The 25,615-nt window shown below is 56.3% G+C and carries 23 protein-coding genes, 1 tRNA gene, 1 pseudogene and 1 riboswitch; of the genes and pseudogenes, 9 read left to right on the top strand and 16 right to left on the bottom strand.

The features are described from left to right. Positions 1 to 114: 114 nt before the first annotated feature. Together L9H78_RS02485 and L9H78_RS02480 are read right to left on the bottom strand one after the other, a co-directional pair. Complete coding sequence (locus L9H78_RS02485; RefSeq protein WP_249618350.1) at positions 115 to 1,860, bottom strand: pyruvate dehydrogenase; 1,746 nt, start codon at positions 1,858 to 1,860, stop codon at positions 115 to 117. Between the two features lie 170 nt (positions 1,861 to 2,030). Beyond that, positions 2,031 to 2,105, bottom strand: a tRNA-Gly gene (locus tag L9H78_RS02480). Between the two features lie 225 nt (positions 2,106 to 2,330). Between L9H78_RS02480 and L9H78_RS02475 the strand changes: the two genes are divergently transcribed. Then, the gene (locus L9H78_RS02475; RefSeq protein WP_249618349.1) at positions 2,331 to 3,164 is read left to right on the top strand and encodes a DUF1542 domain-containing protein; all 834 of its coding nucleotides are present in this window, start codon (positions 2,331 to 2,333) and stop codon (positions 3,162 to 3,164) included. Positions 3,165 to 3,261: 97 nt separating this feature from the next. On the opposite strand, the gene L9H78_RS02470 is transcribed toward L9H78_RS02475, so the two are convergent. From L9H78_RS02470 to L9H78_RS02455, 4 genes are all read right to left on the bottom strand, one after another. Next, positions 3,262 to 3,456 (bottom strand): PspC domain-containing protein, encoded by a 195-nt coding sequence (locus L9H78_RS02470; RefSeq protein ID WP_049167494.1) that lies wholly within the window; start codon positions 3,454 to 3,456, stop codon positions 3,262 to 3,264. Between the two features lie 19 nt (positions 3,457 to 3,475). After that, on the bottom strand, positions 3,476 to 3,952 hold the full coding sequence (locus tag L9H78_RS02465; RefSeq protein ID WP_021353173.1) for a ribose-5-phosphate isomerase: 477 nt from the start codon (positions 3,950 to 3,952) through the stop codon (positions 3,476 to 3,478). Between the two features lie 83 nt (positions 3,953 to 4,035). After that, positions 4,036 to 4,308: a hypothetical protein gene (locus L9H78_RS02460; RefSeq protein WP_249618348.1), complete on the bottom strand. Its 273-nt coding sequence runs from the start codon at positions 4,306 to 4,308 to the stop codon at positions 4,036 to 4,038. A gap of 2 nt (positions 4,309 to 4,310) precedes the next feature. Beyond that, on the bottom strand, positions 4,311 to 4,922 hold the full coding sequence (locus L9H78_RS02455; RefSeq protein ID WP_018120926.1) for a mycothiol-dependent nitroreductase Rv2466c family protein: 612 nt from the start codon (positions 4,920 to 4,922) through the stop codon (positions 4,311 to 4,313). A gap of 271 nt (positions 4,923 to 5,193) precedes the next feature. Between L9H78_RS02455 and pepN the strand changes: the two genes are divergently transcribed. Further along, entirely contained in the window at positions 5,194 to 7,749 is a 2,556-nt protein-coding gene (pepN, locus tag L9H78_RS02450) for an aminopeptidase N (RefSeq protein WP_249620392.1), read from the top strand. A gap of 43 nt (positions 7,750 to 7,792) precedes the next feature. Here pepN and L9H78_RS02445 read toward each other — a convergent pair whose 3' ends face one another. Further along, on the bottom strand, positions 7,793 to 8,539 hold the full coding sequence (locus L9H78_RS02445) for an SDR family oxidoreductase (protein ID WP_249620391.1): 747 nt from the start codon (positions 8,537 to 8,539) through the stop codon (positions 7,793 to 7,795). Positions 8,540 to 8,589: 50 nt separating this feature from the next. Then, positions 8,590 to 9,834: a cystathionine gamma-synthase gene (locus tag L9H78_RS02440; RefSeq protein ID WP_249620390.1), complete on the bottom strand. Its 1,245-nt coding sequence runs from the start codon at positions 9,832 to 9,834 to the stop codon at positions 8,590 to 8,592. A gap of 138 nt (positions 9,835 to 9,972) precedes the next feature. On the opposite strand from L9H78_RS02440, the gene L9H78_RS02435 reads away from it, so the two are divergent. The 4 genes and pseudogenes from L9H78_RS02435 to L9H78_RS02420 all read left to right on the top strand — a co-directional run bounded on the left by L9H78_RS02435 (position 9,973) and on the right by L9H78_RS02420 (position 13,938). Continuing rightward, entirely contained in the window at positions 9,973 to 11,022 is a 1,050-nt protein-coding gene (locus tag L9H78_RS02435; protein ID WP_249618344.1) for a mechanosensitive ion channel family protein, read from the top strand. A gap of 7 nt (positions 11,023 to 11,029) precedes the next feature. Further along, a pseudogene (locus tag L9H78_RS02430) lies at positions 11,030 to 11,419 on the top strand (globin domain-containing protein); the annotation flags it as partial. Between the two features lie 380 nt (positions 11,420 to 11,799). Continuing rightward, positions 11,800 to 12,609, top strand: a complete 810-nt coding sequence (locus L9H78_RS02425; RefSeq protein WP_249620389.1) for a hypothetical protein — start codon at positions 11,800 to 11,802, stop codon at positions 12,607 to 12,609. 258 nt (positions 12,610 to 12,867) lie between these two features. After that, positions 12,868 to 13,938, top strand: a complete 1,071-nt coding sequence (locus tag L9H78_RS02420) for a hypothetical protein (RefSeq protein ID WP_249620388.1) — start codon at positions 12,868 to 12,870, stop codon at positions 13,936 to 13,938. Between the two features lie 107 nt (positions 13,939 to 14,045). Here the strand turns inward: L9H78_RS02420 and ald are convergent, their stop codons facing one another. After that, positions 14,046 to 15,134 (bottom strand): alanine dehydrogenase, encoded by a 1,089-nt coding sequence (gene ald, locus L9H78_RS02415; protein WP_249618341.1) that lies wholly within the window; start codon positions 15,132 to 15,134, stop codon positions 14,046 to 14,048. Between the two features lie 241 nt (positions 15,135 to 15,375). Next, a riboswitch (TPP riboswitch) is annotated at positions 15,376 to 15,488 on the top strand. Here ald and thiC point away from each other — a divergent pair. The 3 genes from thiC to L9H78_RS02400 all read left to right on the top strand — a co-directional run bounded on the left by thiC (position 15,476) and on the right by L9H78_RS02400 (position 18,261). Next, positions 15,476 to 17,320: a phosphomethylpyrimidine synthase ThiC gene (gene thiC, locus L9H78_RS02410; RefSeq protein WP_283775222.1), complete on the top strand. Its 1,845-nt coding sequence runs from the start codon at positions 15,476 to 15,478 to the stop codon at positions 17,318 to 17,320. Its footprint overlaps the riboswitch before it by 13 nt. A gap of 168 nt (positions 17,321 to 17,488) precedes the next feature. Next, entirely contained in the window at positions 17,489 to 17,737 is a 249-nt protein-coding gene (locus L9H78_RS02405) for a hypothetical protein (protein ID WP_249620387.1), read from the top strand. A 206-nt stretch (positions 17,738 to 17,943) separates the two neighbouring features. Beyond that, positions 17,944 to 18,261: a hypothetical protein gene (locus L9H78_RS02400; RefSeq protein WP_249620386.1), complete on the top strand. Its 318-nt coding sequence runs from the start codon at positions 17,944 to 17,946 to the stop codon at positions 18,259 to 18,261. 66 nt (positions 18,262 to 18,327) lie between these two features. Here the strand turns inward: L9H78_RS02400 and L9H78_RS02395 are convergent, their stop codons facing one another. The 7 genes from L9H78_RS02395 to L9H78_RS02365 all read right to left on the bottom strand — a co-directional run bounded on the left by L9H78_RS02395 (position 18,328) and on the right by L9H78_RS02365 (position 25,565). Continuing rightward, on the bottom strand, positions 18,328 to 19,260 hold the full coding sequence (locus L9H78_RS02395; RefSeq protein WP_249620385.1) for a trypsin-like serine protease: 933 nt from the start codon (positions 19,258 to 19,260) through the stop codon (positions 18,328 to 18,330). A gap of 63 nt (positions 19,261 to 19,323) precedes the next feature. After that, positions 19,324 to 20,388 (bottom strand): DUF418 domain-containing protein, encoded by a 1,065-nt coding sequence (locus L9H78_RS02390; protein ID WP_249620384.1) that lies wholly within the window; start codon positions 20,386 to 20,388, stop codon positions 19,324 to 19,326. A gap of 196 nt (positions 20,389 to 20,584) precedes the next feature. Beyond that, positions 20,585 to 21,286, bottom strand: a complete 702-nt coding sequence (locus L9H78_RS02385; protein ID WP_249618336.1) for a DUF8185 domain-containing protein — start codon at positions 21,284 to 21,286, stop codon at positions 20,585 to 20,587. Further along, positions 21,286 to 21,912, bottom strand: a complete 627-nt coding sequence (locus L9H78_RS02380) for an acyl-CoA thioesterase (protein ID WP_249620383.1) — start codon at positions 21,910 to 21,912, stop codon at positions 21,286 to 21,288. The genes L9H78_RS02385 and L9H78_RS02380 overlap by 1 nt, the downstream gene beginning before the upstream one ends. 54 nt (positions 21,913 to 21,966) lie before the next feature. Then, the gene (gene ettA / locus L9H78_RS02375) at positions 21,967 to 23,637 is read right to left on the bottom strand and encodes an energy-dependent translational throttle protein EttA (protein WP_021352961.1); all 1,671 of its coding nucleotides are present in this window, start codon (positions 23,635 to 23,637) and stop codon (positions 21,967 to 21,969) included. Between the two features lie 118 nt (positions 23,638 to 23,755). Then, positions 23,756 to 24,316 (bottom strand): single-stranded DNA-binding protein, encoded by a 561-nt coding sequence (locus L9H78_RS02370; protein WP_249620382.1) that lies wholly within the window; start codon positions 24,314 to 24,316, stop codon positions 23,756 to 23,758. Positions 24,317 to 24,563: 247 nt separating this feature from the next. Next, the gene (locus L9H78_RS02365; protein ID WP_249620381.1) at positions 24,564 to 25,565 is read right to left on the bottom strand and encodes a GDSL-type esterase/lipase family protein; all 1,002 of its coding nucleotides are present in this window, start codon (positions 25,563 to 25,565) and stop codon (positions 24,564 to 24,566) included. Between the last annotated feature and the right edge of the window lie 50 nt (positions 25,566 to 25,615).

The raw sequence follows: 25,615 nt of genomic DNA, 5'->3' as shown, positions 1-25,615 counted from the left end.
GCACCAAACATCGCCTTGAAACAGCCCAGCAAGCACAGATCGTGCGTCACCACCGCAATACGGGATTATGTTCCTACGCGCTCTGGCAACGCACCGCTAGAACGCGAAGTGTGCTTATGGGCGCGGAATATTGCGCAGGTTAGACCGCGCCATCGACAACATCTTGCCCACGCCACCGTCAAGCACAGTGCGGCCAGCTGCCAAGGCGAAGCCCTTGAGCTGATCAAATTCCAGTGTTGGTGGCATGGACAACGCATTCGGGTCCGTGATGACGTCGATCAGCACCGGACCATCCATCTCCAGGGCCTCTTTCAGCTGCTGGCGCGCCTTCTTCGGGTCCGTGATGCGCACGGAAGGAATGCCCAAGGCTTCGGCAGCACCGGCGTAATCGACGCCGTCGTGGTCGGTGCCGAACTCCGGCATGCCTTCGACCAGCATTTCCAGTTTCACCATGCCCAGCGAGGAGTTATTAAAGACCACGGTTTTCACCGGCAGATTATTGCGACGTACCGTCAACAGCTCACCCATCAACATCGCCAAGCCACCATCACCAGAGAAGCTGACGACCTGACGGTTGCGGTCTGCCTGCTGCACACCAATAGCTTGTGGGAGCGCGTTGGCCATGGTGCCGTGCTTCCAAGAACCAATCACGCGGTTGCGGCCAGTGGGGTTGATATAACGAGCGGCCCACACGTTGCACATTCCGGTGTCGACGGTGACCACGGCGTCATCATCCAGCAGCTCATCAATCTGATCGGCGAGGAACTCCGGGTGGATCGGGGTGTGCTTCTCGACGTTTTTGGTGTACGCATCCACGACATGCGACAACTCGCGCTCGTGCTTTTTCAGCATGTCATCCAGGAACGAGCGGTCAGTCTTTTTCTTCGTCTTTTCCAGCAGCGCGTTGACGGTTGGTAGCACGTCGCCGCAGATAGCGTGGCTGAGTACCGCGCGGCGCCCCAGGTGCTCCGGGTTGTTGTCAACCTGCGCGATCACTACATCAGAGCCGTCTGGCAGGAAGTCCACGTATGGGAAGTCCGTGCCCAGCATCAGCAGCAGATCGGCATCCTGGCAGGCGTCGTAGCAAGCGCCATAACCCAGCAGGCCGGACATGCCGACGTCATACGGGTTGTCATATTGAATAACCTCTTTACCACCCAACGCGTGGCCGATGGGGGCGTGCAGGTGGGTCGCTAGATCAATAATCTCGTCGTGCGCACCAGCGGAGCCAGCACCGACGAACAGCGTGATCTTTTCTGCCTCATCAATGGCTGCAACGAGCTTGTCGACGTCGGCAGCATCCGGAATCATCTGCCCTTTCTTGCGGGCGATTACTCCACCGCTCACCGGCTCGTCGACCTTCTCCGCGGCGATATTGCCGGGGATAACCAGCGTGGATACTTGCTTGTTGCCAATCGAATTCTGGATGGCGGTGTGCAGGATGCGCTGGCCCTGCTTCGCGGAATGCGCGACTTCGATATAGCCGGAGCATTCCTTCAAGACTTCCTGCGGGTGGGTTTCTTGGAAGAAGCCGGTGCCGATTTCTTCACTCGGGATGTGGGTGGCCAGTGCCAGGACGCGGGCGCCGTTACGGTGGGCGTCGTAAAGCCCCTGCACCAGGTGGGTATTTCCCGGCCCGCAGGAGGCGGCGCACACGGCAAGTTCGCCAGTAACCAGGGATTCTGCGCCAGCGGCGAAAGCTGCGGATTCCTCGTTGTGGACGTGGATCCATTCCATGTCTTTGTGGCGGCGCACAGCATCGACGATGGGGTTCAGGCTGTCACCAACAAGGCCGTAAATGTGGCGCACGCCTTGTTTGGCGAGGGTGTCGATAAGGAAGTCTGCATAGGTTTTCGACATATAGTCCAAGCTCCTTGGAATGCACTGTTTATGAGTAATTGTTCAACAGCATTCCAGCCTACGCCGATTTGGCAACAGAAAAATCCCGTGAGACTGATCTTACAACTGAGTGCATATATCTTTACAGATACTTTCTCAGTTCCACTAACGAACAGCCCCACGGGATTACGTGGAGGGAATGACGGGAATCGAACCCGCGTCTTCAGCTTGGAAGGCTGAGGTATTAGCCACTATACGACATTCCCACACACCCTTGCGGTGCGATCAATAGCCTACACCATAATCGCAATAGCGCCAAACTCCTCCTGTTTCCAGCAGTTATGTCCCATTAATCGCCTATTTAAATCGCTCAGCACCATAACCCCACTGGCACAACCACATCGCCACTGGCACCACCTCCGCGCAGACACAACCACTGCCGCGCAGAATCGTTAGAATGGCGACAAAACATTTTGGGAGTGAGAATAAGCATGGAAATCCTGTTGATCGTTCTGCTTGGCGTCGGCATCGCGTTTTATGTCGCCAGCCGGAATAACAAAAAGCAAATAGAACAAAATAACCAGAATGAGCTGGACGACGCGCGTGCCGACGCACAGCGCTGGATCGACCGGTTAGGCTCGCAGGTCTACAGCATCGACGGCACCGATACCGCCTCGAAACAAGCCATGTCTGATGCCTCCGAGCGCCACAACGCGGCAGCCTCGGCGCTATCTTCTGCCACCACAGTGAAGCAAGCCCGCTTGGCCCGCGAATCCGCGCTCGAGGGCATGCACTATGCCAACGCAGCACGCGAGATCATGGGCATGTCTACTGGGCCGGAGATCCCACCGCTAGAAGGCCAGCGCAATGCCGGTAAGGTCACCGAACGCCGCGAGATTGACCACGAAGGTGAACACATCATCGCTTCACCGAAAGCCAGTGATGATGCCCCGCACTACTACCCTGGCGGCAAAGTCGCTGGACGCCCAGTTCCAGCTGGCTGGTATTCCACCCGCTGGTGGGAACCTGCACTGCTGACCGGCGTCTGGGCCATGAGCTCGGCGATGATGTTTTCCATGATGTTTTCCGGCATGGCAGGCATTGGCTATAGTGCTCAAGATTTTGAATCTGGGGCTGGCGAAGGCCTAGACGGTGCTGATGGTGCTGGAGCCGACGGCGCCGATGGCATGGACGGCGCAGATGGCGGCGACATGGATGGAATGGATGACATGGGCGGCATGGACGATGCAGGTATGGACGACGGCGGTGGTCTATTCGGGGGCGGCGATGACGGCGGCCTGTTTGACCTCGGCTTCGACTTCTAAAACCAAGGCCTAAGCCAAACAAGCACCCCATTGTTGGTTCAACAATGGGGTGCATGGTGTTTTCAGATGACAACAAATTCTGAGTTAAAGCAAATATCTACCATTTGGGGTAAGCCAGCCACTGAAATAGATACACGAAGATCATAGGGGCCCCTACCAGACAAGCTAAGACATAACACCATCTAACAGTGTCGGCTTTAACTCCATACGTTTCCGCTACGCCTGCACAGACTCCTGCTATTTGCTTACCTTCATCTGTGCGGTGCCACTTATTTTCTACGGGAAGCTCCATGAGCAGCCTCAGTTACTAGTTATTCGGCGCTTGGCACTTCTGGGGCTACACCAGTGCGCTCGTATTCCGCCAAAATGTCAATGCGGCGCTGGTGGCGCTGCGCTGCCGACCACTCCTGATCCAAGAAAGCATCAACGATCTGCAATGCTTCTTCCTCTGAGTGCATGCGTCCGCCGATACCGATCAGCTGTGCGTTGTTGTGCTCACGCGCCAAGCGTGCGGTTTCTGGTGACCACGCCAGTGCGCAGCGTGCACCTTCGACCTTATTAGCGGCAATCTGCTCACCGTTTCCGGAACCGCCCAGTACGATGCCCAGCGAACCTGGATCATTAACGGTGCGTGTAGCTGCGTCGATGCAAAACGCTGGGTAATCATCGTCGGCGTCATAGGTGTGCGCACCGCAATCGATCACCTCATAGCCAGCTTTGTTCAGGTGTTCTTTGATCAGGTTTTTCGTCTCAAAACCTGCGTGGTCTGCTCCAAGATAAACGCGCATACACACAATAATAGCCGCCTGGAAGAAACCAGACGGCTAAATTTTTAGGCGTGGCGTGGTGCACACCCGGAGAGAACGAATGCTTAGCGCACTGGAGTCTCTGCCCCCGCATCAGAATTGCGGTTAGTGATCATGCGGTAGACCAACCAAATGCCCAACGCCAGCAGCAGCCACGGCAAAAGCTTGAACACGACGGCCACGGTAGAAGCCAGGCCGGTAATCACGGCGATGATCGAAGCAACCAAGCACACTCCTGCGGAAATCAGAGCCACTAGGGCATTCTGCCGCCAAGAATAAAAGGCAGCGGCACCGCCCAGAGCAGCGATGATCAGAGAAGTAATAAAAGTACCAAACATGGTTACACCTGTGGATTTTCAGTTCGGGAACGTTTAAGTTCGAAGAAGTATGGGTACTGTCCTAAACGCAGCGCGGCGTCGAAAAGTTCCCCAGCTTCTTCGCCTTCTGGAACACGGGTAATAACTGGGCCGAAGAACGCCGCATCACCCAATTGCATTACCGGAGTTCCCACATCATTACCGACCAAGTCAATGGCCTGCTGGTGGTATGCGCGCAGCTTCTCATCAACTTCGTCGCTATTTGCCAGTTTCGCCAGCTCGACGTCGGCGTCGATGTCTTGCAAAGCCTGCACGATCAAATCGTCGTAAGCGCCGTAGCCTTTTTGACCACCGTTGCCTTGCTTGTGAATCAAGGTGCCCAAGGCCGTGTAATAGGCATCAACCTTGTCAGGGTGCTGATCTTTCAACGCGGCAGCAACGCGGGCTGGGCCCCAGTTGGCCTTCATCATCTCGGCATAATCGGCCGGAATATCTGCGCCCTCATTCAGCACGGACAGCGAAAACGGCATCCACTCGACCTGCACGTCGCGGACTTTCTCAACTTCCTTCATCCAGCGAGAAGTCTGCCATGCAAACGGGCAGGAAGCATCAAACCAAAAACGTACGGTTTCCATTGTATTCTCCTTAATTCTTCATTCGGGATTTTTCCTACGGGACAAATTAGCCCGCACACAATGCCTAGTTCATGTGCGATGTTCATGTGCGATCATGTGCACTTATCCGGTCATCATTTATCCAGTCATAGAGTAAATCCGCCACCACTGATCCTACGGAGACATTAAGCTGGGTGCGAACAACTTCATGACCTAATAATTCTGTGGCATTGGCCGCAACATCGACCAGCCACAGTATTTACTACAACGCAGAAGAAAGGTAATTCATTCCATGACTTCTCTTAATTTAACGCGCGATGAAGCCCAGCAGCGCTCGCAGCAGATCAAGGTCCACAACTACAAGGTGGGGCTGGATCTGACCGTCTCCGAGAAATTCTTTACCTCCCACACCGTCGTCGACTTCGAAGTTCGTGAAGGCCAGCAGGCAGATACCTTCCTGGATTTGCGTGCCGACGAAATCGTGGAGCTTTTTATCGACGGCGTCGAGAAGCCGACTGAGTACGACGCCGAGCATGGAATTCCGCTGCAGGGGCTGGAGCCAGGCCGCCACAGCGTCGATGTCACCGCACGTATTCCTTATTCGCGCACCGGGCAGGGTCTGCACCGCTTCGTCGACCCTGCTGATGACCGGGTTTATCTGTACTCACAGTGTGAAACTGCCGATGCCAAGCGCATCCTGGCGTGCTTCGACCAGCCAGATATGAAGGCAACCTACGATTTCTCCATCACCGCCCCGCGCGACTGGACTGTGATCACCAACGAGACCTCCACGGTGACCGATAATGGCGATTCCCGCGAGTGGAATTCACGGATCGGCTACCAGCTTTCCACCTACCTGATCGCTGTGTGCGCCGGCCACTACTACCAGGTCAGCGACGAATGGACAGGCACGCTCACCGCGCACCCGGAAACCAGCGAAGAAGAGCGCGAAATTTCCGTGCCGCTGGCACTGTTCTGCCGCCAATCGCTGGCCAAGCACCTCGATGCCGAGCGCCTGTTCACCGAAACCAAGCAGGGCTTTGATTTTTATCACCGCAACTTCGGCATTGCCTACCCATTCGGCAAATACGACCAGGTGCTGTGCCCAGAATTCAACATGGGCGCGATGGAAAACGCCGGTTGCGTCACCCACCGCGACGAGTTCGTCTTCCACAACAAGGCCACCCACTACCAGTACGAACGTCGTGCCGATACGTTCTTGCACGAAATGGCGCACATGTGGTTCGGCGACCTGGTGACCATGCAGTGGTGGGATGATCTGTGGCTCAACGAATCCTTTGCCACTTGGGCCTCGGCGATCTCACAGGCCGAAGAAACCCAGTACGACACCGCGTGGGTCACCTTCGCAAACATCGAGAAATCTTGGGCCTACCAGCAGGATCAGCTGCCGACGACGCACCCGATCTCCACCGACGCCTCGGACATCGAGACCGTCGAGCAGAACTTCGACGGCATCACCTACGCCAAGGGCGCTTCGGTGCTGAAACAACTGCAAGCTTATGTCGGCCGCGAAGAATTCTTCGCCGGTGTGCGTCGCCACTTCGAAGCGCACAAATTCGGCAACGCCACTTTCGAAGATCTGCTGGGCCACTTGGAGGACGCCTCCGGCCGTGATCTGAGCTGGTGGGCGCAGCAGTGGCTGAAAACCACCGGTGTCAACACCTTGGCTGCCCGCACCGAGGATGATGGCAAGACCTACACGTCTTTTGCCGTGCACCAGGCCGGCGAGACCCTGCGTACCCACCGTATCGCCGTGGGCCTGTACCGTTTCGACGAACAGTCGCAGAAGGTGGTGCGCACCAAGCGCGTCGAGCTGGATATCGACGGCGAGTTCACCAACGTCGACGAGCTGGTCGGCGCACCAGTTGCAGACCTCGTGCTGGTCAACGACGATGACCTGACCTACTGCCTACCAGAACTCGACGAGCGCTCCCTGGCAACCCTGCTGCAGCACATCGATAAGATCGCCGACCCGATGGCGCGCACTTTGTGCTGGTCTGCCGCCTGGGAGATGACCCGCGACGGCAGCCTGAAGGCACGGGATTTCGTGCAGCTGGTCGCCCGCGGTGCGCAGGCAGAAACCGAAATGGCGGTGCTGGAACGCATCACTGGTCAGGCTGTCACCGCTCTCACGGCCTATGCGGACCAAGACTGGGCCGACGCCGAAGGCGCGCAACTCCTCGGTGAGGCGTTCCAGGATGCCGCCGAAAACGGCAGCGAAGACCGCGCCTTGATATTCATCAAGACTCTGTCTCACCTGCCGTTGGTTGATTCCACCCGCGCCTACCTGCAGGGCATCCTGGATAATGACGAGGACGCCGGCCTGCGCTGGAAGGCGCTGACCGCGCTGGCTGCCGATGGCGCCATCGGTGAGGAAGCCGCCGTGCGCGAAAAGATCGCCCAACAGCGCGAGCTGGACAAAACCTCGTCTGGCGCGCAGGCTGCGCTCCAGGTCGAGGCCGCTATCAACAGCGACGAGAACAAGAAGCGCATCTGGGACGAACTGCGCACCGGGGAGTTGGGCAACTTGGAAGCCCGCTTCAAGATGCTGGGGCTGACCTTTACGGGTTCGGCGAAGCACCTGGAGCAATTCAACGAGGCATACTTCGCCGACGCGCAGAAAGTCTGGGCCGAGTTCTCCCCAGAAATGGCGCTGGCCGTATTGACCGGCACCTACCCAACGTGGGACAAGACGGAAGAAGGCTTGCAGCGTGCCGACGACTTCCTGGCTGGCGATATGCCCGCTGGCTTGCGCCGGCTGGTACTCGAAGGCCGCGATCGCACTGCTCGTGCCCTGCGCAACCAGCGCATCGACCGCGGGGAGTAATTACTGAGTAATTACTCCGCGTGCTTGCCGCGAGCTAGTGGCGCTAACGGTCTGCTAGCTCAATGCGCGGGCGCACCCGCAGCTCGGTGAACTGCGTGGTGGGCCCCGCCTCCACACAGGAACGCACGGCACGGGCTACTTCCGCCGGAGCAATCATGTGCTCAGCGTTGTAGTCGCCCATCAAGCCTTCCAACATCGCGGTATCCGTAGGGCCCGGCGCGACGGTAGTCACGCGGATATCGCGTTCATCCTTGCGCAGGCAATCTGCCACGGCGTACAGCGCGTGCTTGGTGGCGGCGTACACGACATTGTTCGGATGCCCACCGTGGCCGGCTCCGGAGTTGATGTAGATGACATCGCCTTCGGTTTTCCGCAGGGCTGGCAGCAGCTGGCGGGTCAGCTCTGCGGCAGCGAAAACGTTGATGTCGAAGTGTTTGCGCCAATCAGCCGGGGTGGCATCATCAACGGATTTCTTTTCTGCAATCGCCGCAGCGTGGACAACAACGTCGACTGTGTCCAGGCCGAGGACGTCGGCAAGCTGAGTGCCGGGCTGCGCGTCGTCGGCAAGCAATTCTGCCACCAAATCAGCGTGCACCGGGGTGATGTTGGCAGATTCCGCGAGCGCGTCGAGGCCTTCTTGGTTGCGACCCAATGCGTACACCTGGTGGTCTTTGCTCAAATCAGCGGCGATCTCACGGCCCATGCCACCGGTTGCTCCGGTAACAACGGCAATCTTACGTGGCTGTTCGGACTGGGATTGTTCTGGTTGCGTTTGCTCTTCCTGTGCCATTTCGACTCCTTAGTTTTTCGGCTAGATTTCTACGCTATTTCTCGTCCAAGCTATTTTTCGTCCAGTTTGTCCAATGCGTGCGTGAGGTCGGCAATGAGATCGTCGATGTCCTCGATGCCGATGGACAGGCGCACCAGATCAGCTGGTGGGGAAAGTTCGGAGCCTTCGGCGGAAACGTGCGTCATGCTGGTTGGGTGTTCTACCAGAGACTCCACGCCACCGAGCGATTCTGCCAGTAGGAACAGCGTGGTGTTCAGACAGAATTGTTTCGCTGCTTCCTCGCTGTGGAAGCGCACGGACATCATCGCGCCATAGCGCTTCATCTGCTTGGCGGCGGTCTCGTGGCCTGGGTGATCTGCAAGGCCGGGATACAGCACGGATTTGATCTCTGGGCGGGACTGGAAAAACTCCGCGATCTTTTCTGCGTTATCGCAGTGCCGGTCCATGCGCACCGACAGGGTTTTGATGCCTCGGGTGGTGAGGTAGGCGTCGAAAGGCGAGGCAATAGAACCGACGGCCCCCTGGAACCACAGCAACTCGGCGTCGACGTCTTTATCAGCGGTGACCACTGCACCACCGACGACGTCGGAATGCCCGCCCAAATACTTGGTAGTCGAATGCAGCACGTGATCTGCCCCCAAGCTGATCGGGTTTTGCAGGTATGGGGAAGCGAAAGTGTTGTCGACTACCAGGGAGGCGCCACCTTTGACCTTAGCGATGGCAGAAATATCACTGATGGATAGCGCCGGGTTGGTGGGGGTTTCCAACCAGATCACGCGGGTGTTTTCGCGGATCGCGCCTGCCAGCTCGTCAACATCGCACGTGTTGACGACAGTGTAATCAATCCCCCACGGTTTGAAGACAGACTCGATCAGGCGCCAGGTTCCGCCGTAGGCGTCGTTACCTAGAATCATGTGGTCGCCTGGGCGCAACAGAATGCGTAGCAAAGTATCGGTGGCTGCCATGCCCGAGGAAAACACACGAGCATACGGGGCTTTTTCTAAAGCAGCCAGGGTAGTTTCCAGGCTGCGTACCGTCGGGTTAGCCACGCGTCCGTATTCGAAACCGCCGCGCAGGCTGGCCAAACCATCCTGGGCGTAGGTTGTGGAGGCATAAATCGGAACGTTGACGGAACCGATGTGTGAGTCCGGCTCGTAACCAGCGTGGATCGCGGCCGAGCTAAAGCCGTTGAGGTAATCAGCCTTAGCATCCTCGGTGAGTTTATGGTGCGCAGCCGGGTACTCCGGTGCGGGAATCCGGTGCGGGGTCAGATTATTTTCTGCAGGTGAATTCATGCCTTCCACCATAATCCAGATGGGCGGACCGTATTGCGGAAATCACCGCAACACTCACAGGAAACTTGCAGCGAAATTCCGTAAGATGGCCGAAGTTGCAGCGGAAATCGATTGCCAAAGCAAAGAGTTAAGGATGAGATGAGCACGAATATTTTTCAACTCGCATCAAATTCTGTTCCTTCGGTACCTTCTGCCGAAGAAACAGTAAATACTGTCAACAATTGGTGGAATAACCCAGAGACCCAGGCCTGGTTGTTCCAACGCCCGATCTACATTGGCTTGATTATCCTCTTCGCGTTGCTGGCGCACTGGATTTTGGTGCGCGCCATCAACAAACTGGCCAACCACAACATGAAAGATGGCCGCAAGAAGGCCCCCGAGTCTCGTTCCGAATCACGAAATTCTCATGAGATTCCGGAGCCTGATCCGGAGAAGATGCATCAGATCCGGCTGATGGAAAAATCGCGGGAGAACCGCCGGAAATCGCGCATCAAGACGCTTTCCGGGGTGGCAAAATCCGCCGTCGCCATTTTTGTCTGGGTCTGGGCCGTCATCGCGATCTTGGACGTTGTCGGCATTAACGTCGGCCCACTGATTGCTTCCGCAGGTATCGTCGGTGTCGCCCTTGGTTTTGGCGCACAATCGCTGGTCCAGGACTTCCTGTCCGGTATTTTCATGCTGATCGAAGACCAGTACGGCATCGGCGACGTCGTCGACTTGGGCGACGGCACCATGGGCGAGATCGAAGAAATTTCGCTGCGTATCACTTCCCTGCGCGATATCGACGGTGCGCTGTGGCACGTGCGCAATGGTGAGATTTTGAAGGTCGCAAACCACTCCAGCGATTGGTCGATCGCCCGTTTCCAGATTCCGGTCAGCCACAGCAACGACCAAAACAAGGTCTGGAAGGTGCTTACCGAAGCCATGGCCAAGGCTGCTGCCGACGAGCGGTGCGCCAACGAGATCATGGAAGCTCCAGAAATTCAGGGTGCTTCCGAGTTCAACCCGGATTACCTGTCCTACCGCGTTTCTGTGATTACCATGCCTGGCGAGCAGTGGCACGTTATGCGCGTGATGAACGGTTTGATCATGAACGAGCTGGCTGAGGCCGGTATCAAGACTCCATACCCATACGGCATTGGTATTGCTGGCCCAGGAGGCGAGCCACTTGGACGCTCACAGTCATAGCCAAGATATTCGCTCCGGTGAACGCCCGGGTTCTGTCTTTGAAGCCGTCGGCGGAATGGAAACCTTCGAGACGCTTGTCGACGGTTTCTACGCCCAGGTTCCTGACGACGACATACTGGCGCCGATGTACCCGGAACAGGATTTCGCCGGTGCCCGCGACCGCCTGCTGTGGTTCTTAGTGCAGTTTTGGGGTGGCCCAAAGCTGTTCAATGAACGCCGCGGTTCGCCCCGGTTGCGGATGCGGCACGCGGAATTTCCGATTGATACCGCTGCAGCAGAGCGTTGGCTCGAGTTGATGGGCCGCTCATTAGACAAGATCGATGAGAAAACCATTCCGGAGGAATACCGCGCAGCCATCTGGAACCACATGCAGAAACTGGCGTATATGCTGCGGAATATGCCCGACGAACCGCTCACGGCGTCCGGCCAGACTGAGCACGCCGGGCAACACCCCGGGCACCCAGGAGATGCTGGTCAGCAAAGCCCACAGAAACCTGATGTTGGCATCCTGCGCCGCGATTTAGGTTTGCGCTAACCATTAGTCAGTCAGGTAGTTAAGCCCGGAAGATTTTAGCCCCAGGGATTCCCCAAATTGCGGGAAGTTGCCCTGGGGCTTTGGCGTACCTGCAGATGCTGCAATTTTCACAGACAGTTTCGCCCCTTTTAGCACCCACACGGCCTGTTACTTTCGGGACTGACGAGAATATTGTTTAGCATTAAGCCATTAGTTTTCTTTAGCCACCGCGTTTGCCCGCCGCACTTTCCGGAGCTTTTCTCATGTCTCAACACCTCCCGCGCCATGCAAAGCCCACCAGTGCCCCACTCATCATGGAAAAAGCTGCGGGCTATTCCAATGAGCTAGCGGTTTTTGCTCGTGAAAACCCCAAGCGTGTTGGCACGGGAACCGTTCTGACCGTGCTCTTGGTGCTTGTAGGAACGATTTTTGGTGCTAGCCAGATTGAGCGGCCACCACAAGAAGAGTTGGATAAGGTGGTTGCTAAAGAGATTGTCCCCGAACCTGTGACGCATATTGAACCTGCCCCGGCCGTGGAAATGATGATTCCGGCCTTGGACATGTACGCAGTGTTCGAAGATGAAGCCTGCCGGGTGAAAGACGGTGCGATTGACCCGGCGACCATGGAATATGCTTGTACCTATACTGCCGACGACCGCCCGTATTCCTTGCCTGGCACCGATGCCGATGACATCGTCGTGATCGCTGGCCATACCGGTGCTGGAGTCGCCGGGGTTTTTGATGAGCTTTACGACGGCAGCAACGATGAACACAAAGTCTCAATGGGAGACAAATTGTATCTGCGCACTGCCACCTCCGGGGATCAGTGGTTGGTGTACGAAGCAACGGACATGCATTCTCCACAAAAAGAGCTGCTTGCAGGTGACCCAAATATTTGGGGCGAATCTGCCACCCCCGGCAGATTACTGACAATCAGCTGCGTACAACCGCTGTTTCAAACCTCTATCCGCAACGCAGTGGTTGGTTGGCAGTACGAAGGCGTAACAAACAACGCGCCACAGCCTGCCATGGAAGATCCAGCACCGGAACACCCAGTTGATACGGGGTTTTAACGAATCTATGGGAGCTCCTGTGGAGGATTCACACCCGCCATACGGTATAGGAAATCTCCAGTACCAAATCTGAATTTTGCCTTCAACACCGACAGAATTACACCACTCGAATTTCACCCCCTATTCCCAGCTTCCAATCAGCACACCCGAATAATTGGCTTGCGGAAGTGAGGGAAGTGACTAATGTGAAAATCCGAGCTGCAAAATTATCCTGTGCAGCAGTTGGTTCTGTACCCAAGCCTTCCCCAGGAGCATTCTATGAAGAACTCAACCAAGCTCGCCATCGCCGCTCTGATGGCCGGCTCACTGTCCCTATCCTCTCTGCCTGTCGCTGATGCACAGGAGACCGATACACACATAACCACGCCAAAAGCCACCAAAGACTTTGACGGCAAAACTGGTTACCTGAACACAACAGATCCAGACGAACCTTTTTACGTAAGCGACCCTACTCACATCCACAGCCCACGCCCAGAAGCTGAACAAGTTGGAGTCGTACTCGGCGTAGCAACTGCAGCCGATGCAAACCCGGATAACAATGTAACCGGGACCGACACAAAACCTCCTGCCACTAACAACGAGGGCGAGGAAGTTGGCGCCCCAGCTAAGACCAAGGTTGTCGATGGCGTTACCTACTACCTGAACGAGACCGGCGCCGAGCCGTTCTACGTCAGCGATTCCGCACTGTGGAACACCCCACGTGCACAGGTTCCAGCGAACAAGATCCTGGGCTACGTTGACCCTGCCATCGACGGTGAGTTCGGCGCTCTGCCAAAGACCAAAGAAATTAACGGCACCACCTGCTACCTCAACGAGACCGGTGAAACCCCGTTCTACGTGAAGGATCGCAACCTGTGGAACACCGCGCGCGGTGACATCAAGGATGCAAGCCAGATTTGCGAAGCAACTACACCAGGCGCCCCAGGCAGCAGCAACGCAGCCGCAGCTGCTGGCCTCGTAGCCGGACTGGCAGGCCTGGGCTTGCTCATCGGCGGTGTTTGGCACTTCCTGAACAAGGATGGCAAGACCCTGGTTCCGTCCAAGGACCGCGTCAATGCTGAGCCAACCGCAGAAGAGAAGAAGAAGTCCGAAGAACTGCTGCAGAAGCACGGCGCCGACATCAAGCAGAAGACCGACGCTGCCAAGGCTAACCCAGCCGAGGCTGGCAAGGCTGCTGACATCGACACCACTGGCGTAACCAAGACTGCCCCACGTGGTATGGCTGCAGAGACCGGTAACAACACCGTTGCTCGCGGCATGGCCGCAGTTGCTGTTATGGCACTGCTCGGCGCTGTTGCATTCTTCGCACGTCGTCGCTTCGTAGCCTAATGACTACACGCACGGCTCAAATTGCGTCGTAAAGCACGTAGCTAAAAGCGCAGAAATCACGCCCCCAACCACTTTCGGCCGGGGGCGTTTTCGCATGTCCAGAACTACTAATCCTTCCAGTCGAAGGCCTCACGTACCGGCTTGGACAGCAGCTGGCCATCACGGGTAGACAGGCCATCCGCCAAACCTGGGAAACGTTCAATAGCCTGATCCACGCCACCTGCGGCAACCGCGCGGATATACGGCAGTGTTGCGGAAGTCAGTGCACGTGTCGAAGTATTAGCCACCGCACCAGGCATGTTCGCCACGCAGTACATCAACGCATCACCAACGCGGAACACGGGATCCTGGTGGCTCGTCTTACGGGAAGGCTCGAAGCAACCACCCTGGTCAATCGCCACGTCCACCAGCACAGAACCACGTTTCATGCGCTTGATCAAATCTTCCGACACCAACTTCGGTGCCTTGCCACCAGCAACCAAAACAGCACCAATCACCAGATCAGCTTCCAGCAGCTCTTCTTCGATAGTCACTGGATCAGAAATCTGGGTGCGCACAGTTCCCGCGTACTGATCGTCGAAACGGGCCAACGTACCAGCATCAATATCCAGCACGGTGGTTTCTGCGCGCAGGCCATGCGCCATAGCCACTGCCGAGGCACCAACCTGGCCACCGCCGATCACAACAACACGGCCCGCCTTGGTTCCCGGCACACCGGAAGGCAGTACGCCTCGGCCACCGTGGTGCGAAAGCAGATGGTGGGAGCCTTCCAGCACAGCCAAACGGCCAGCGACCTGCGACATTGGGGTCAGCAGTGGCAAGGCACCGTTTTTATCGGTCACAGTTTCATAAGCCAGCGCCGTGGTTCCGGCCTGCACTAGCGCGTCGGTCAGCTCACGCGAAGCAGCCAGATGCAGGTAGGTGAACAGCAGCAAGTCCTCGCGCAGGTACTGGTATTCCTCCTGCAATGGTTCTTTGACCTTCAGCACCATCTCGGCAGCCCACGCATCGGCTGCAGTATCGACGATGGTGGCGCCACGGTCGGTGTAGTCACTATCGACGTAGCTGGAGCCTTCGCCTGCGCCGGACTGGATGAGCACCTCGTGCCCGTCGTCGACAAGGGCCTGGGCCGCCGCTGGGCTCAACGCCACGCGGCCTTCACTGTTCATGATTTCTGCGGGAACACCAATTTTCATAGGATTGATCCTCAATTCTGGTTGCTTTGTGCATGTTCGTGCATCAGGCATGCATTACGAGTTTCCGACAAGGGGTGGTGCCGAAAGCTCTTTGCCTTACACTAGGGTACGTGTTGTAAGCTAGCACCAACGGTTTTGCGAAATGCGCCACAATTTTGAAATTTCTCGATAAAGCTATCGATTTTCCAAAACACAGCGCGCCTACCCTAGGCCCCGCAGGACGCAGCCGTCGACAAGTTTACGCACCACACACGGGTGCCCTGCTGGTACAGGGCTGAGATCACGCTAATACCGCGTGAGCACCGTTCGAACCTGTTGGTTAGTACCAACGTAGGAAGGAGGTGGGCACTGTGGCGAACCATGACGCGCACACCGCTGCCCCCGAAGACGAGATTCATTTCAAGCACTCCTACTCCCCGATTCGCGAGGGTGACCTGGAAGTTCCAGAAACCGAGATTCAGCTTGATGATTCCCCCACTGGCCCCAACAAGCCTTTCCGCGTTTACCGCACCCGCGGCCCACAGGCCGATGTGCACCGTGGGCTCAAGCCGCTGCGTTTGCAGTGGATCAAGGACCGCGACGATGTGGAAGAATACGAAGGCCGTGGACGCGATCTTGCCGACGACGGCCGCTCCGCACAACGCCGTGGCGCCGCTAGCCAGGAATGGAAGGGCGAATCGCGCCCGCCGCTGCGTTCCAAAGAAGGCAAAACTGTCACCCAGATGCACTATGCGCGCCAAGGCATCATCACCAAGGAAATGCAGTTTGTTGCGTTGCGCGAACACTGCGATCCGGAGTTTGTCCGCAGCGAGATCGCTCGTGGCCGGGCGATCATCCCGAACAACATCAACCACCCGGAATCCGAGCCAATGATCATCGGCCGGAAATTCCTCACCAAAATCAACGCCAACATCGGCAACTCTGCGGTGACGTCCTCGATTGAAGAAGAAGTCTCTAAGCTACGCTGGGCCACCCGCTGGGGTGCAGATACCGTGATGGACCTATCCACCGGCGATGACATCCACACCACCCGCGAATGGATTTTGCGTAACTCGCCGGTTCCGATCGGTACCGTGCCGATGTACCAGGCACTGGAAAAAGTCAACGGTGTGGCTGAGGATCTTACTTGGGAGATCTTCCGCGATACCGTCATTGAGCAGGCAGAACAAGGTGTGGACTACATGACTATCCACGCCGGCGTCCTGTTGCCATACATCCCGATGACCACCAAACGCGTGACCGGCATCGTTTCCCGCGGCGGTTCCATCATGGCCGGATGGTGCCTGGCCCACCACAAGGAATCATTCCTGTACGAGAACTTTGACGAGCTGTGCGAGATCTTCGCCCGCTATGACATCGCCTTCTCACTGGGCGACGGCTTACGCCCGGGTTCCATTGCTGATGCCAACGACGCCGCGCAGTTTGCGGAGCTGAAGACCATCGGCAAGCTGACCCAGCGTGCCTGGGAATACGACGTGCAAGTGATGGTCGAAGGCCCCGGCCACGTTCCACTGGACAAGGTGCAGGTCAACAACGAGCACGCCCAGGCCTGGACCAACGACGCCCCGTTTTATACTCTCGGGCCGTTGGTTACCGATATTGCCCCTGGCTATGACCACATCACTTCAGCGATCGGCGCTGCCAATATCGCGATGGGCGGCACCGCAATGCTGTGTTACGTCACGCCAAAGGAGCACCTGGGATTGCCGAACCGTGACGACGTCAAAACCGGTGTTATCACCTACAAGCTGGCCGCGCACGCGGCAGACGTCGCCAAGGGGCACCCTGGCGCGCACGAGTGGGACGATGCCATGTCGAAGGCACGCTTCGAATTCCGCTGGCACGACCAGTTTGCGTTGTCGCTAGACCCAGACACCGCGCAGGCCTACCACGACGAAACCCTGCCAGCGGAGCCTGCGAAAACCGCGCACTTCTGCTCAATGTGTGGCCCGAAGTTCTGTTCCATGCGCATTAGCCAAGATATTCGCGATGCCTTCAGCGACGATATGGCAGATCTGGGCATGCCAGCCTTCCAAAAGCCCGTCGACGATGATGTCGCTGCTGCTGTAGCGGAAGCCAATGGTCGGGCTGCCTCCGAAGAGGGCATGGAAGAAAAGGCCCAAGAGTTCCGCGAGCAAGGTTCGGAGCTATACCAACACGAGGGCAGCTACGTGCCGAAGCGCTAAATTTGCGCTAACCATGCGCTAAAGGCATGCGAGCGCCAATCGGTGCAATAGTCTCTGAACTAGGCGCCTGAAATGAGCATCTGAGCTGGGAAAACCTCCGAGGAAGCTCCTGCATTCTAAAGCCCTTCCGGGTAAACTAGAATGCACGAGAAACTCGGAGGTTTTCTTATGTCTGTACCTTTGCGGCGTTCTGCGCCGGGGACCAAAGCAAGCACTGCGACTGCTCAATCTAGCGCTGTCATCACGGAATCAGAAGATGTTGCCGAAGCTCAAACGCTTGCTGATGCCGCACTTGGAGCAGCTGGTCATTCAGCTTCCGATCCCTATATCCGCGATCTTGGGCGGTTAATTGCTAGTGGAGAAATCTCCGGTGATGAAGCTGCGCAACGCGCCCTCGCCCACATCGATGGGTTCTAATGCCAGAACAGCGGTGGGGATATAATAGCTGGGAAGATTACTACATTCCCGGTACCAAAACGGTCCGTAATAAATTTTGTGCCCCAGGCAAGCCGTACGGTGAGCCAAACCCGAATATATTGCACGCCAAAGAAGAGGCTGCAAGCTTTCTTCGGATGCATGAGTTCAGACTAAGGCCAATTACAGGCAATTTCGACTACGCACATATGAAGGCAATTCACGGCTACATCTTCCAGGATGTGTATGACTGGGCTGGGGAACCTCGCGTCGGCCCACACGGGTGGATGACTAAAGAAGGCCCTAATGTTTTACACCCAGATGACCCCGATAATCCAACGATGGCTTTCACCTATTATCCGGGCACGGAAATCATGCACGAGGATGCCCGCAAGCAATACCGCAGGCTAGCCGAAAAGAATTATCTGCGCGAGGCCTTCGTGCACGCCCGATTTTATAGCCAAGCTACCGGCAGCAATAAACGCCTAGCCGAAGTTCTCGACCAGGCGATATCACCCTTGCACTAGCATCGTTGCCTTAGCACCGTTGAGAAAGCACCGCTGGGCTAGCTCCGTTGCACTAGCACTGCCCTACTACTTCTTCGGCTTACGCGCAATACCCAAACCGACAACCAGCGCTACCAGTACCGCACCGCCGCCAAGCAGCCACCAGGTGGTATTGCTGGAATCATCTGCAGATTCCCCAGCAGCCGAGGTAGTGCTGTCGGTGGATGTATTGCCGCCACCCTGCGAAACATTTGCTTCCTCAGAGCTGACGGATTCAGACTGCTCGGTCATGGTCTGAATCATCCAGTCGTAGCTTTCTGCTGCAGGAGCCACCACAGATTCTGGGGAGGTTGTCGACTCTGGATCATCTGGGTTAAACGCTGCCGAAAGCACACCATAAAGCTTGCCGTCCATGAATACCGGTCCGCCGGAATCGCCTTGCTGGAATTCCGCATCATTATCTAGACGAGCAATTGCAGCCTGCTCACCGCCGAATAACGCGAAGTTATTCAGCTCTGTGATCTTGCCATCTGCCTTGGGCAATTTCTCAGTTTTGCCGGTGCCCTCTGAAGACCAGCCATAAGATTCGATTGCGCCCTCAGCCGGGGTTTCTTGCATGATCTCCGGGTATTCTTTCAAACCAATTGGCTCCGCGGTACGAATCAACCCGATATCACCAGCTGGAGCTTTGTACCAGTCCGCAACCTTCACCCGCTTTTGATCATCACCTTGGCCAATGCGAACGCTACCGCCCGGGGTTTCGGAGTTTTCCAGGCAGTGCCGTGCGGTCACCACCCAATAATCCGCCACCGCGGTACCGGTGCAGTTTCCGTCCTCGTCGCCGTCATCGCCGATTTGTTCAGAGACCACCGCGTTAGCGTGCACGGAGTCTTCAGCGAATTGGTCGCTGATCAAGGCTTGCGCAGGTGCGGCGGCAGCCAGCGTGGCGCCAAGAGCCAAGGTTGGGGCGGCGATGGCCAGCAAACGGGAGGTCTTGGAGTTCTTAGAAGTCTGAGACATAATGAGCTTCTTTCTTTACGGAATCGGTATTAGTTATTAGTCGGGATTATGCTGTCGCGGTGGCTATCCACGATGATTGTTGCTGTGGCTATCACTTCGCTTGCCGCTCAGGCCATTCACGGCCTGAGATCCTGTGCGCGCCACCTTTCCGAGCACGTATTCCAGCGGGCCATAGCGGAAGAACATTGCCCAGATACTCGTGCCGACGACCGCGACCACGACGGTGGCGATGGCCAGCTCTGGGTACTGCGTAGCGATGTGTCCACGGTTGATGATGCCGGCGGAAATCACGTGTCCCAGATACACCGTCAGGGCCATGGATCCCATTGCTTTGAGTGGGAAGACCCAACGGTCAGTCTGGACGAGCAACAGGCACAACAAGATGATGGTGAGCGAACCTGCTATGGTGGCTAGCCCGTCGACAAGCCCGCCGCTGTGCGGCTTCGCGTCCAAGAATCCGTGCACGGCAATCCCGAGGTTGTTTCGCGTGGCGACGGCATATGCCGAATCCACCCAATCGCGAGCCAACACGCCCAGCACGGAGATCACAACCCCCACAGCAGCAGCTAGGAACCCGCTGGTGGAAAATGGCGTGACCTGCCAGTTGTTGGCACGCAACCAGTGAGCAAACAGTACACCTGCCGCCATGTAGGCCAGCCACATCACGATGGGATACGGCTCACGCAACAACGCATGCAAGGTGGTGTGCAGCGTAATCACGCGCACGATGCCAGATACTGCGAGCAATACGATGAATCCGAGGCTTACCCACTTCGTGGACCAGCGTGGGATTTGCAGTAATGCGAACACGATATACCCAATACCCAGTGCTTTGAGTACCACAATGATGGTTCCGGCATACGGGGTAACCACGATGCCGATGAGCACGAGAATGACACCACGAATAAAAACATCGACGGCGCCGCGCTTGCTGAATATGATAGTCATCGATATTCCGGAAAGAACCGCGAATAGGGCCGACGGAAAGCCTTCGAGGAACGCTCCAGCGAAACCTTTGAGCGGGTATAAATGAGCGATGATCATCGCCAGCAAGGCGATGCCACGGGCGACATCAATTCCGATGATGCGCCCAGTGACGGCTGGTCTGTGTTGGACAGTATCTGGCATACCCCCAACCCTAACGCGTGTTACTGAAAGATCCTTGCAGTATTACTTCCGACTTCCGGGCAGTTCTCTGGCCGAAAGTTCAGAATGCCGAAAAAATACCGCTTACGCTGTGAAACCAGCGTGAGCGGCAGTCTTTCGTTGGAAAATAACTGTTGCTTTACGGGGCGTTCTGCCCCTACTACAACCCGACTTGGGGCTAAAACAGCATTGACAACCCGCGCGCATGATAGACGCTACCAAAGGGAGCATCTATACGAGCCCAGCGGCCTTGTGCAGAAACCCGCAGGTGACGCGGAATATTCATGGGCGCCGAGAAGCCGGGGATTAGTCCTAAGTTTGTGCAAGCGAAAATCATCCGCATTGGGATTTCTACTTCTTCACTGCTGCCAACACCTACAGGCTGGGAATTTACTGTGAATTCACTGTGCTGGTCGGTAGCGGTTTCCGGTTGCACAGTAAGCACGGTTTGGTTCATCAAACTCTGTGGTGGGCCCATCGGCCCAGAAAATTGCCGGGCCAGATCCCGGCCTTTATCGGCGAGTTCGCGCACTACATGCACCGGCAAATTATCCAATAATTGAAATCCCTCAGCCGGCGGCAACGCACCTGGCCAGGAAGTATCACGGGCAGGCCCTAGATGAGTCTGTCCGGTTTCCAAACAGTGCAGCAACGTACTGGCTGCCACCACAGCCCCATCCCGGGATACTGTGCCTTTGATACGGCGGCAAGCAACCACTTCAAAAGGAGTGGTCACGAAAACATCAATGAGGTCACCGTCCCCGACGTCGTCTTTGAGGACGCGGAACCGTGCCGATGCGCTCGCATCCAAGCCAACGGCACGCGAAACCAATGCGCGTAGCCCAGGGCCACCTGCTGTGATTTCGAGGGATTCAGACATTAATCGTCGTAACCAATCTCATCGCCATAATCGACTTCGTCGCCGTAGCCGACCTCGTCCCCATAATCGACTTCATCACCGTAGTCGACCTCATCGCCATAGGAAATTTCGTCGTCGTAGCTGATTTCATCACCCAACGAGTCCGCCTGGACTCCCCCAGCGCTGGGTGCAGAACCCGATTCTGCTTCTGCTTTATCAGCAGCTTTCGCAAGAGTCGATTCCAAACGCATGACTTCACGTTCTTGCTCCGTCAACGGACGCGGCATCTGCGTATCCATATCCACAGCCACAGAGACCGTTTCAACCACGCAAGCAATACGCCCATGTTTGTCCTTGATCTCCTGTCGGGTCACAAAAGAAGAATTGCCTACCTCGACGACCTGCGATTCCACCAACAACACCGAATTGCCTTCCGGCTCAATCGGTTTGCGGAAGTCTAGGTCCAGTTTGCGCACAAAAGCTGCAAAATCTTCCATCCCGGCGGGATCAAAATAAGCCTCTTTATACGCCAGGCGAGCCTCTTGGGCGATTTCCACATAATTGGCGTTCATCACATGCCCGTAGCGGTCGAAATCCGACCAGCGCAAAGGCACACGATATTGATGAATTGCCGGGTTATCTGCCATGGAAAACCTTGGAAACCTTTCTAGAGTGCTCGCCTGCTACTACTACTGAGAGCGTTAGCGAGTCAGCTTACGGTGGGTGACACGGGATGGACGAGCAGCTTCCTCGCCGAGTCGTTCCACCTTATTCTTCTCATAGTCACCAAAGTTACCTTCGAACCAGAACCACTGGCCTTCTTCCACATTGCCTTCCCAGGCCAAAATGTGGGTACAAGTACGGTCCAAGAACCAGCGATCGTGGGAAATAACCACGGCGCAGCCCGGGAATTTCTCCAGCGCATTTTCCAGCGAACCCAAGGTCTCAACGTCCAAGTCGTTAGTTGGCTCGTCAAGCAGAATCAGGTTTCCGCCCTCTTTCAGCGTCAACGCCAGGTTCAGGCGGTTACGCTCACCACCGGAAAGCACCTTGGATGGTTTTTGCTGATCTGGGCCCTTGAAACCAAAGGCAGAAAGATACGCGCGCGAAGGCATTTCGTTCTGGCCCACGTGGATATAGTCCAGCCCACCGGAAACAACCTCCCAGACGGTTGCTTCTGGGTCGATGTTTTCCCGGTTCTGGTCTACATATGACAGCTGCACTGTCTCCCCGACGCTGACTTTGCCCGCATCTGCTTCTTCCAGGCCAACGATGGTTTTGAACAGCGTGGTCTTACCCACACCGTTGGGACCAATCACGCCCACGATGCCATTGCGTGGCAAGGTGAACGACAAATCCTTGATCAAGGTACGGTCGCCAAAGCCCTTGGTCAGGTTGTCTGCTTCGACAACCTTGTTGCCCAGACGCGGAGGCGTAGGGATCTGGATTTCTTCGAAGTCCAGTTTCTTGTACTGCTCGGCCTCGGCAGCCATTTCCTCGTAGCGCTCCAAACGCGCTTTGTTCTTCGCCTGGCGCGCCTTGGAACCAGAGCGAACCCATTCCAGCTCATCCTTCAAACGCTTACGCAGCTTGGCATCCTTCTTACCAGCAACCTGCAGACGCTCCTGCTTCTTTTCCAGGTAGGTCGAGTAATTGCCTTCATAAGGGTGCAGCTTGCCGCGGTCAACCTCACAAATCCAGCCCGCAACGTTATCCAGGAAGTAGCGGTCGTGGGTCACTGCCAAAACCGCACCTGGGTAGTTTTCCAGGTGCTTTTCCAACCAATGCACGGACTCGGCATCTAGGTGGTTAGTTGGCTCGTCGAGAAGCAGCAAGTCTGGTTCCGACAACAGCAGCTTCGCGAGAGCTACACGACGGCGCTCACCACCGGAAAGGTTAGTGACAGGCTCATCCGAAGGCGGGCAGCGCAGCGCTTCCATAGCCTGTTCAATCTTGGAATCGACTTCCCACGCATCCGCGTTATCCAGATCTTCCTGGAGCTTGCCCATCTCTTCCATGAGCTCATCGGTGTAATTGGTGGCCATCTCTTCTGCAATGGCTTCAAAGCGTTGCTTCTTTTCAAAGATCTCGCCGAGACCTTCTTCTACGTTGCCGCGAACGGTCTTTTCTTCGTTCAGCGGTGGCTCCTGCTGCAGGATGCCGACGGTAGCGCCCGGATCCAAGAATGCTTCGCCGTTGGATGGTTCAGACATTCCGGCCATGATCTTCAAAATCGACGACTTGCCGGCACCGTTCGGGCCAACGACGCCGATCTTTGCGCCGGGGTAAAAAGCCATGGTGACGTCGTCAAGAATGACCTTGTCACCAACAGTTTTGCGTACATTTTTCATCGTATAGATGAACTCGCCCATATTTCCCCTTCGCGAAATTAGGTGGAACGACACTAAATCTTTATCTCTGACGAGAATACATGACTTTAACTGCCGCCCCACCACGGATCCCGCACGATATAGGCGTCACTGTGGCTAACTAGTGTGCACCGACAGGTACTGCGGCGTTTTCTGTAGCTTGCTTGTTTGCTTTCTTATTATCCGTTGCTGATTGTTCGCCAAACGGAGTCGCTGATTTGTCCGTAAACCCAGATACAGATGGGCCAGCAAGCGCATCCTGATCAAAGACGACGCCTTCGACGTTAAGAACCACCCCGCCATTGTCATCACGATCTGCTTTCCTCTTGGTTAGGGCTGCGGCATAGTGTGCAAGGTCTGGGGCAATGTGAGTGGCTTTCAACACCGTTTTCGAGTGTCGCTTTTCCTCATTATCCTCCCACTGCTGGGTCACCAGTGACCCCACCAGCACTACTGGGTACCCTTTGTGCAAGCTCGCAGCTGTGTTAACAGCCAATTGCCCCCAGGCTTCAACGTCCAGAAACAGATTGTCATAATCCCGCCATCCGGACTCTTGTTCCTCGTCACGCACCGCACGCGAGGAGGCAACGCGCATATCAAGCACGCAATTCCCTCCAGCGACGCGACGCAGGCTGGGCTCTTGGGTAATCCGACCGGTGATGGTGATGTGGTGTTGCGACATAATGTGCGCTCCCCTTCCAAATCTTTCGGTAACCAACGCGATCTGCGCTGGTAACACCAAGTGTCAGGGGAAACCATGGCCGAACCAATCACGGCGGCCGCCTGGTTGTGAATAAATACAGTTATCCACAGAAATCGCATGAATTGTGCTGGCGCAGTTGCACACACAAATACCCTGCCATACCGGAAATTACGGTGTGCCAGGGTGTATTACTCGCACCATCCAAGGCTATATGCATATGCGGAAGTTAACGCGCAATTTCAACAGCAATAGCTTGCGAACCCTTGGTTGTCGGGTGCATAGCCATGGTGTGGGTTGGCGAAGTAATATCCAGCCACACCGCAGATACATAACGCTCAGCATCGGGCGCACAGGTGTGGTGATCACGCGTTGCGGCACGAACGTCAACGAATCGCGCGCCCGCCTCCGCTGCCGCCTCCCGTTGCACATTCGCCAGAGCTGCTTCCACCTGGCGTGCGCCCGGCACGATAAAGCCCAGCGGCTGATTCGGGATCACATTGACGAAACAAACGTGACCTTGCGGTGAGGAAACACTCAAATACGAAGGTATAGTCACCCGCGCATTCGGTGCGAGCTCACGCACCTGGTGAGTGATATTCGCTACCCGCGCTTTGTAGCGGTCAATCACTGCCTGCGGGTACGGAAATGGAATCTCATCCAATTTAAACCGCCACGGATCAAGGCCGCCCACCGCAATCACAACTTCCTCGGTAGCCGGGCCGATATTGCCATCGCGCAAAGCTTGCTCGAGCTGATGCTCAACGACGCTGCGGGAAGTTGCACCGTTGCATGAGTAATCACCCAAGCTACGCCCAGTCATGCCTGCCAACTGACGTGGCCAGTTATCTGGATCCTGTCCACACCCACTCAGGCCTAATTCAACCGGCCGGACAAAACCTTTACCGGAATCACTCGAACTAGACGAAGACCCCAAACTTTCTTGCGGTGTTCCCCGCTGCAACCAGCGGAAACCACGAACGTGGCCGTTAGCGGTAAACGAATCCCCCATTGTGACCAATTGCTTACCTGGGTTTGTGGAATCCCCTCGCGCCCCAACCGCATCACGGCTAGAGCTTGAACTAGAGCTGCCATCTTCTGAGGACAAACTGGAGCCTGAGCTCGAGGCCTCCGCCGACGGCGACGCAGCAGCGGTACCTGGCGTAGCAGTCAAACAGAGTGCAGCAGTAGCCAGTGCGCTCAGCACAACGGCGAGTGGGCTCTTTTTCATAACGAAAAATTCCTTGGTGGTTGACAGTCAGAGGATTGCCGGCAAGTGTT

Origin of the sequence: Corynebacterium pseudodiphtheriticum (assembly GCF_023509295.1) — a bacterium.
GTDB lineage: Bacteria > Actinomycetota > Actinomycetes > Mycobacteriales > Mycobacteriaceae > Corynebacterium > Corynebacterium pseudodiphtheriticum.
This window is presented reverse-complemented; position numbering and strand designations above follow the sequence as displayed.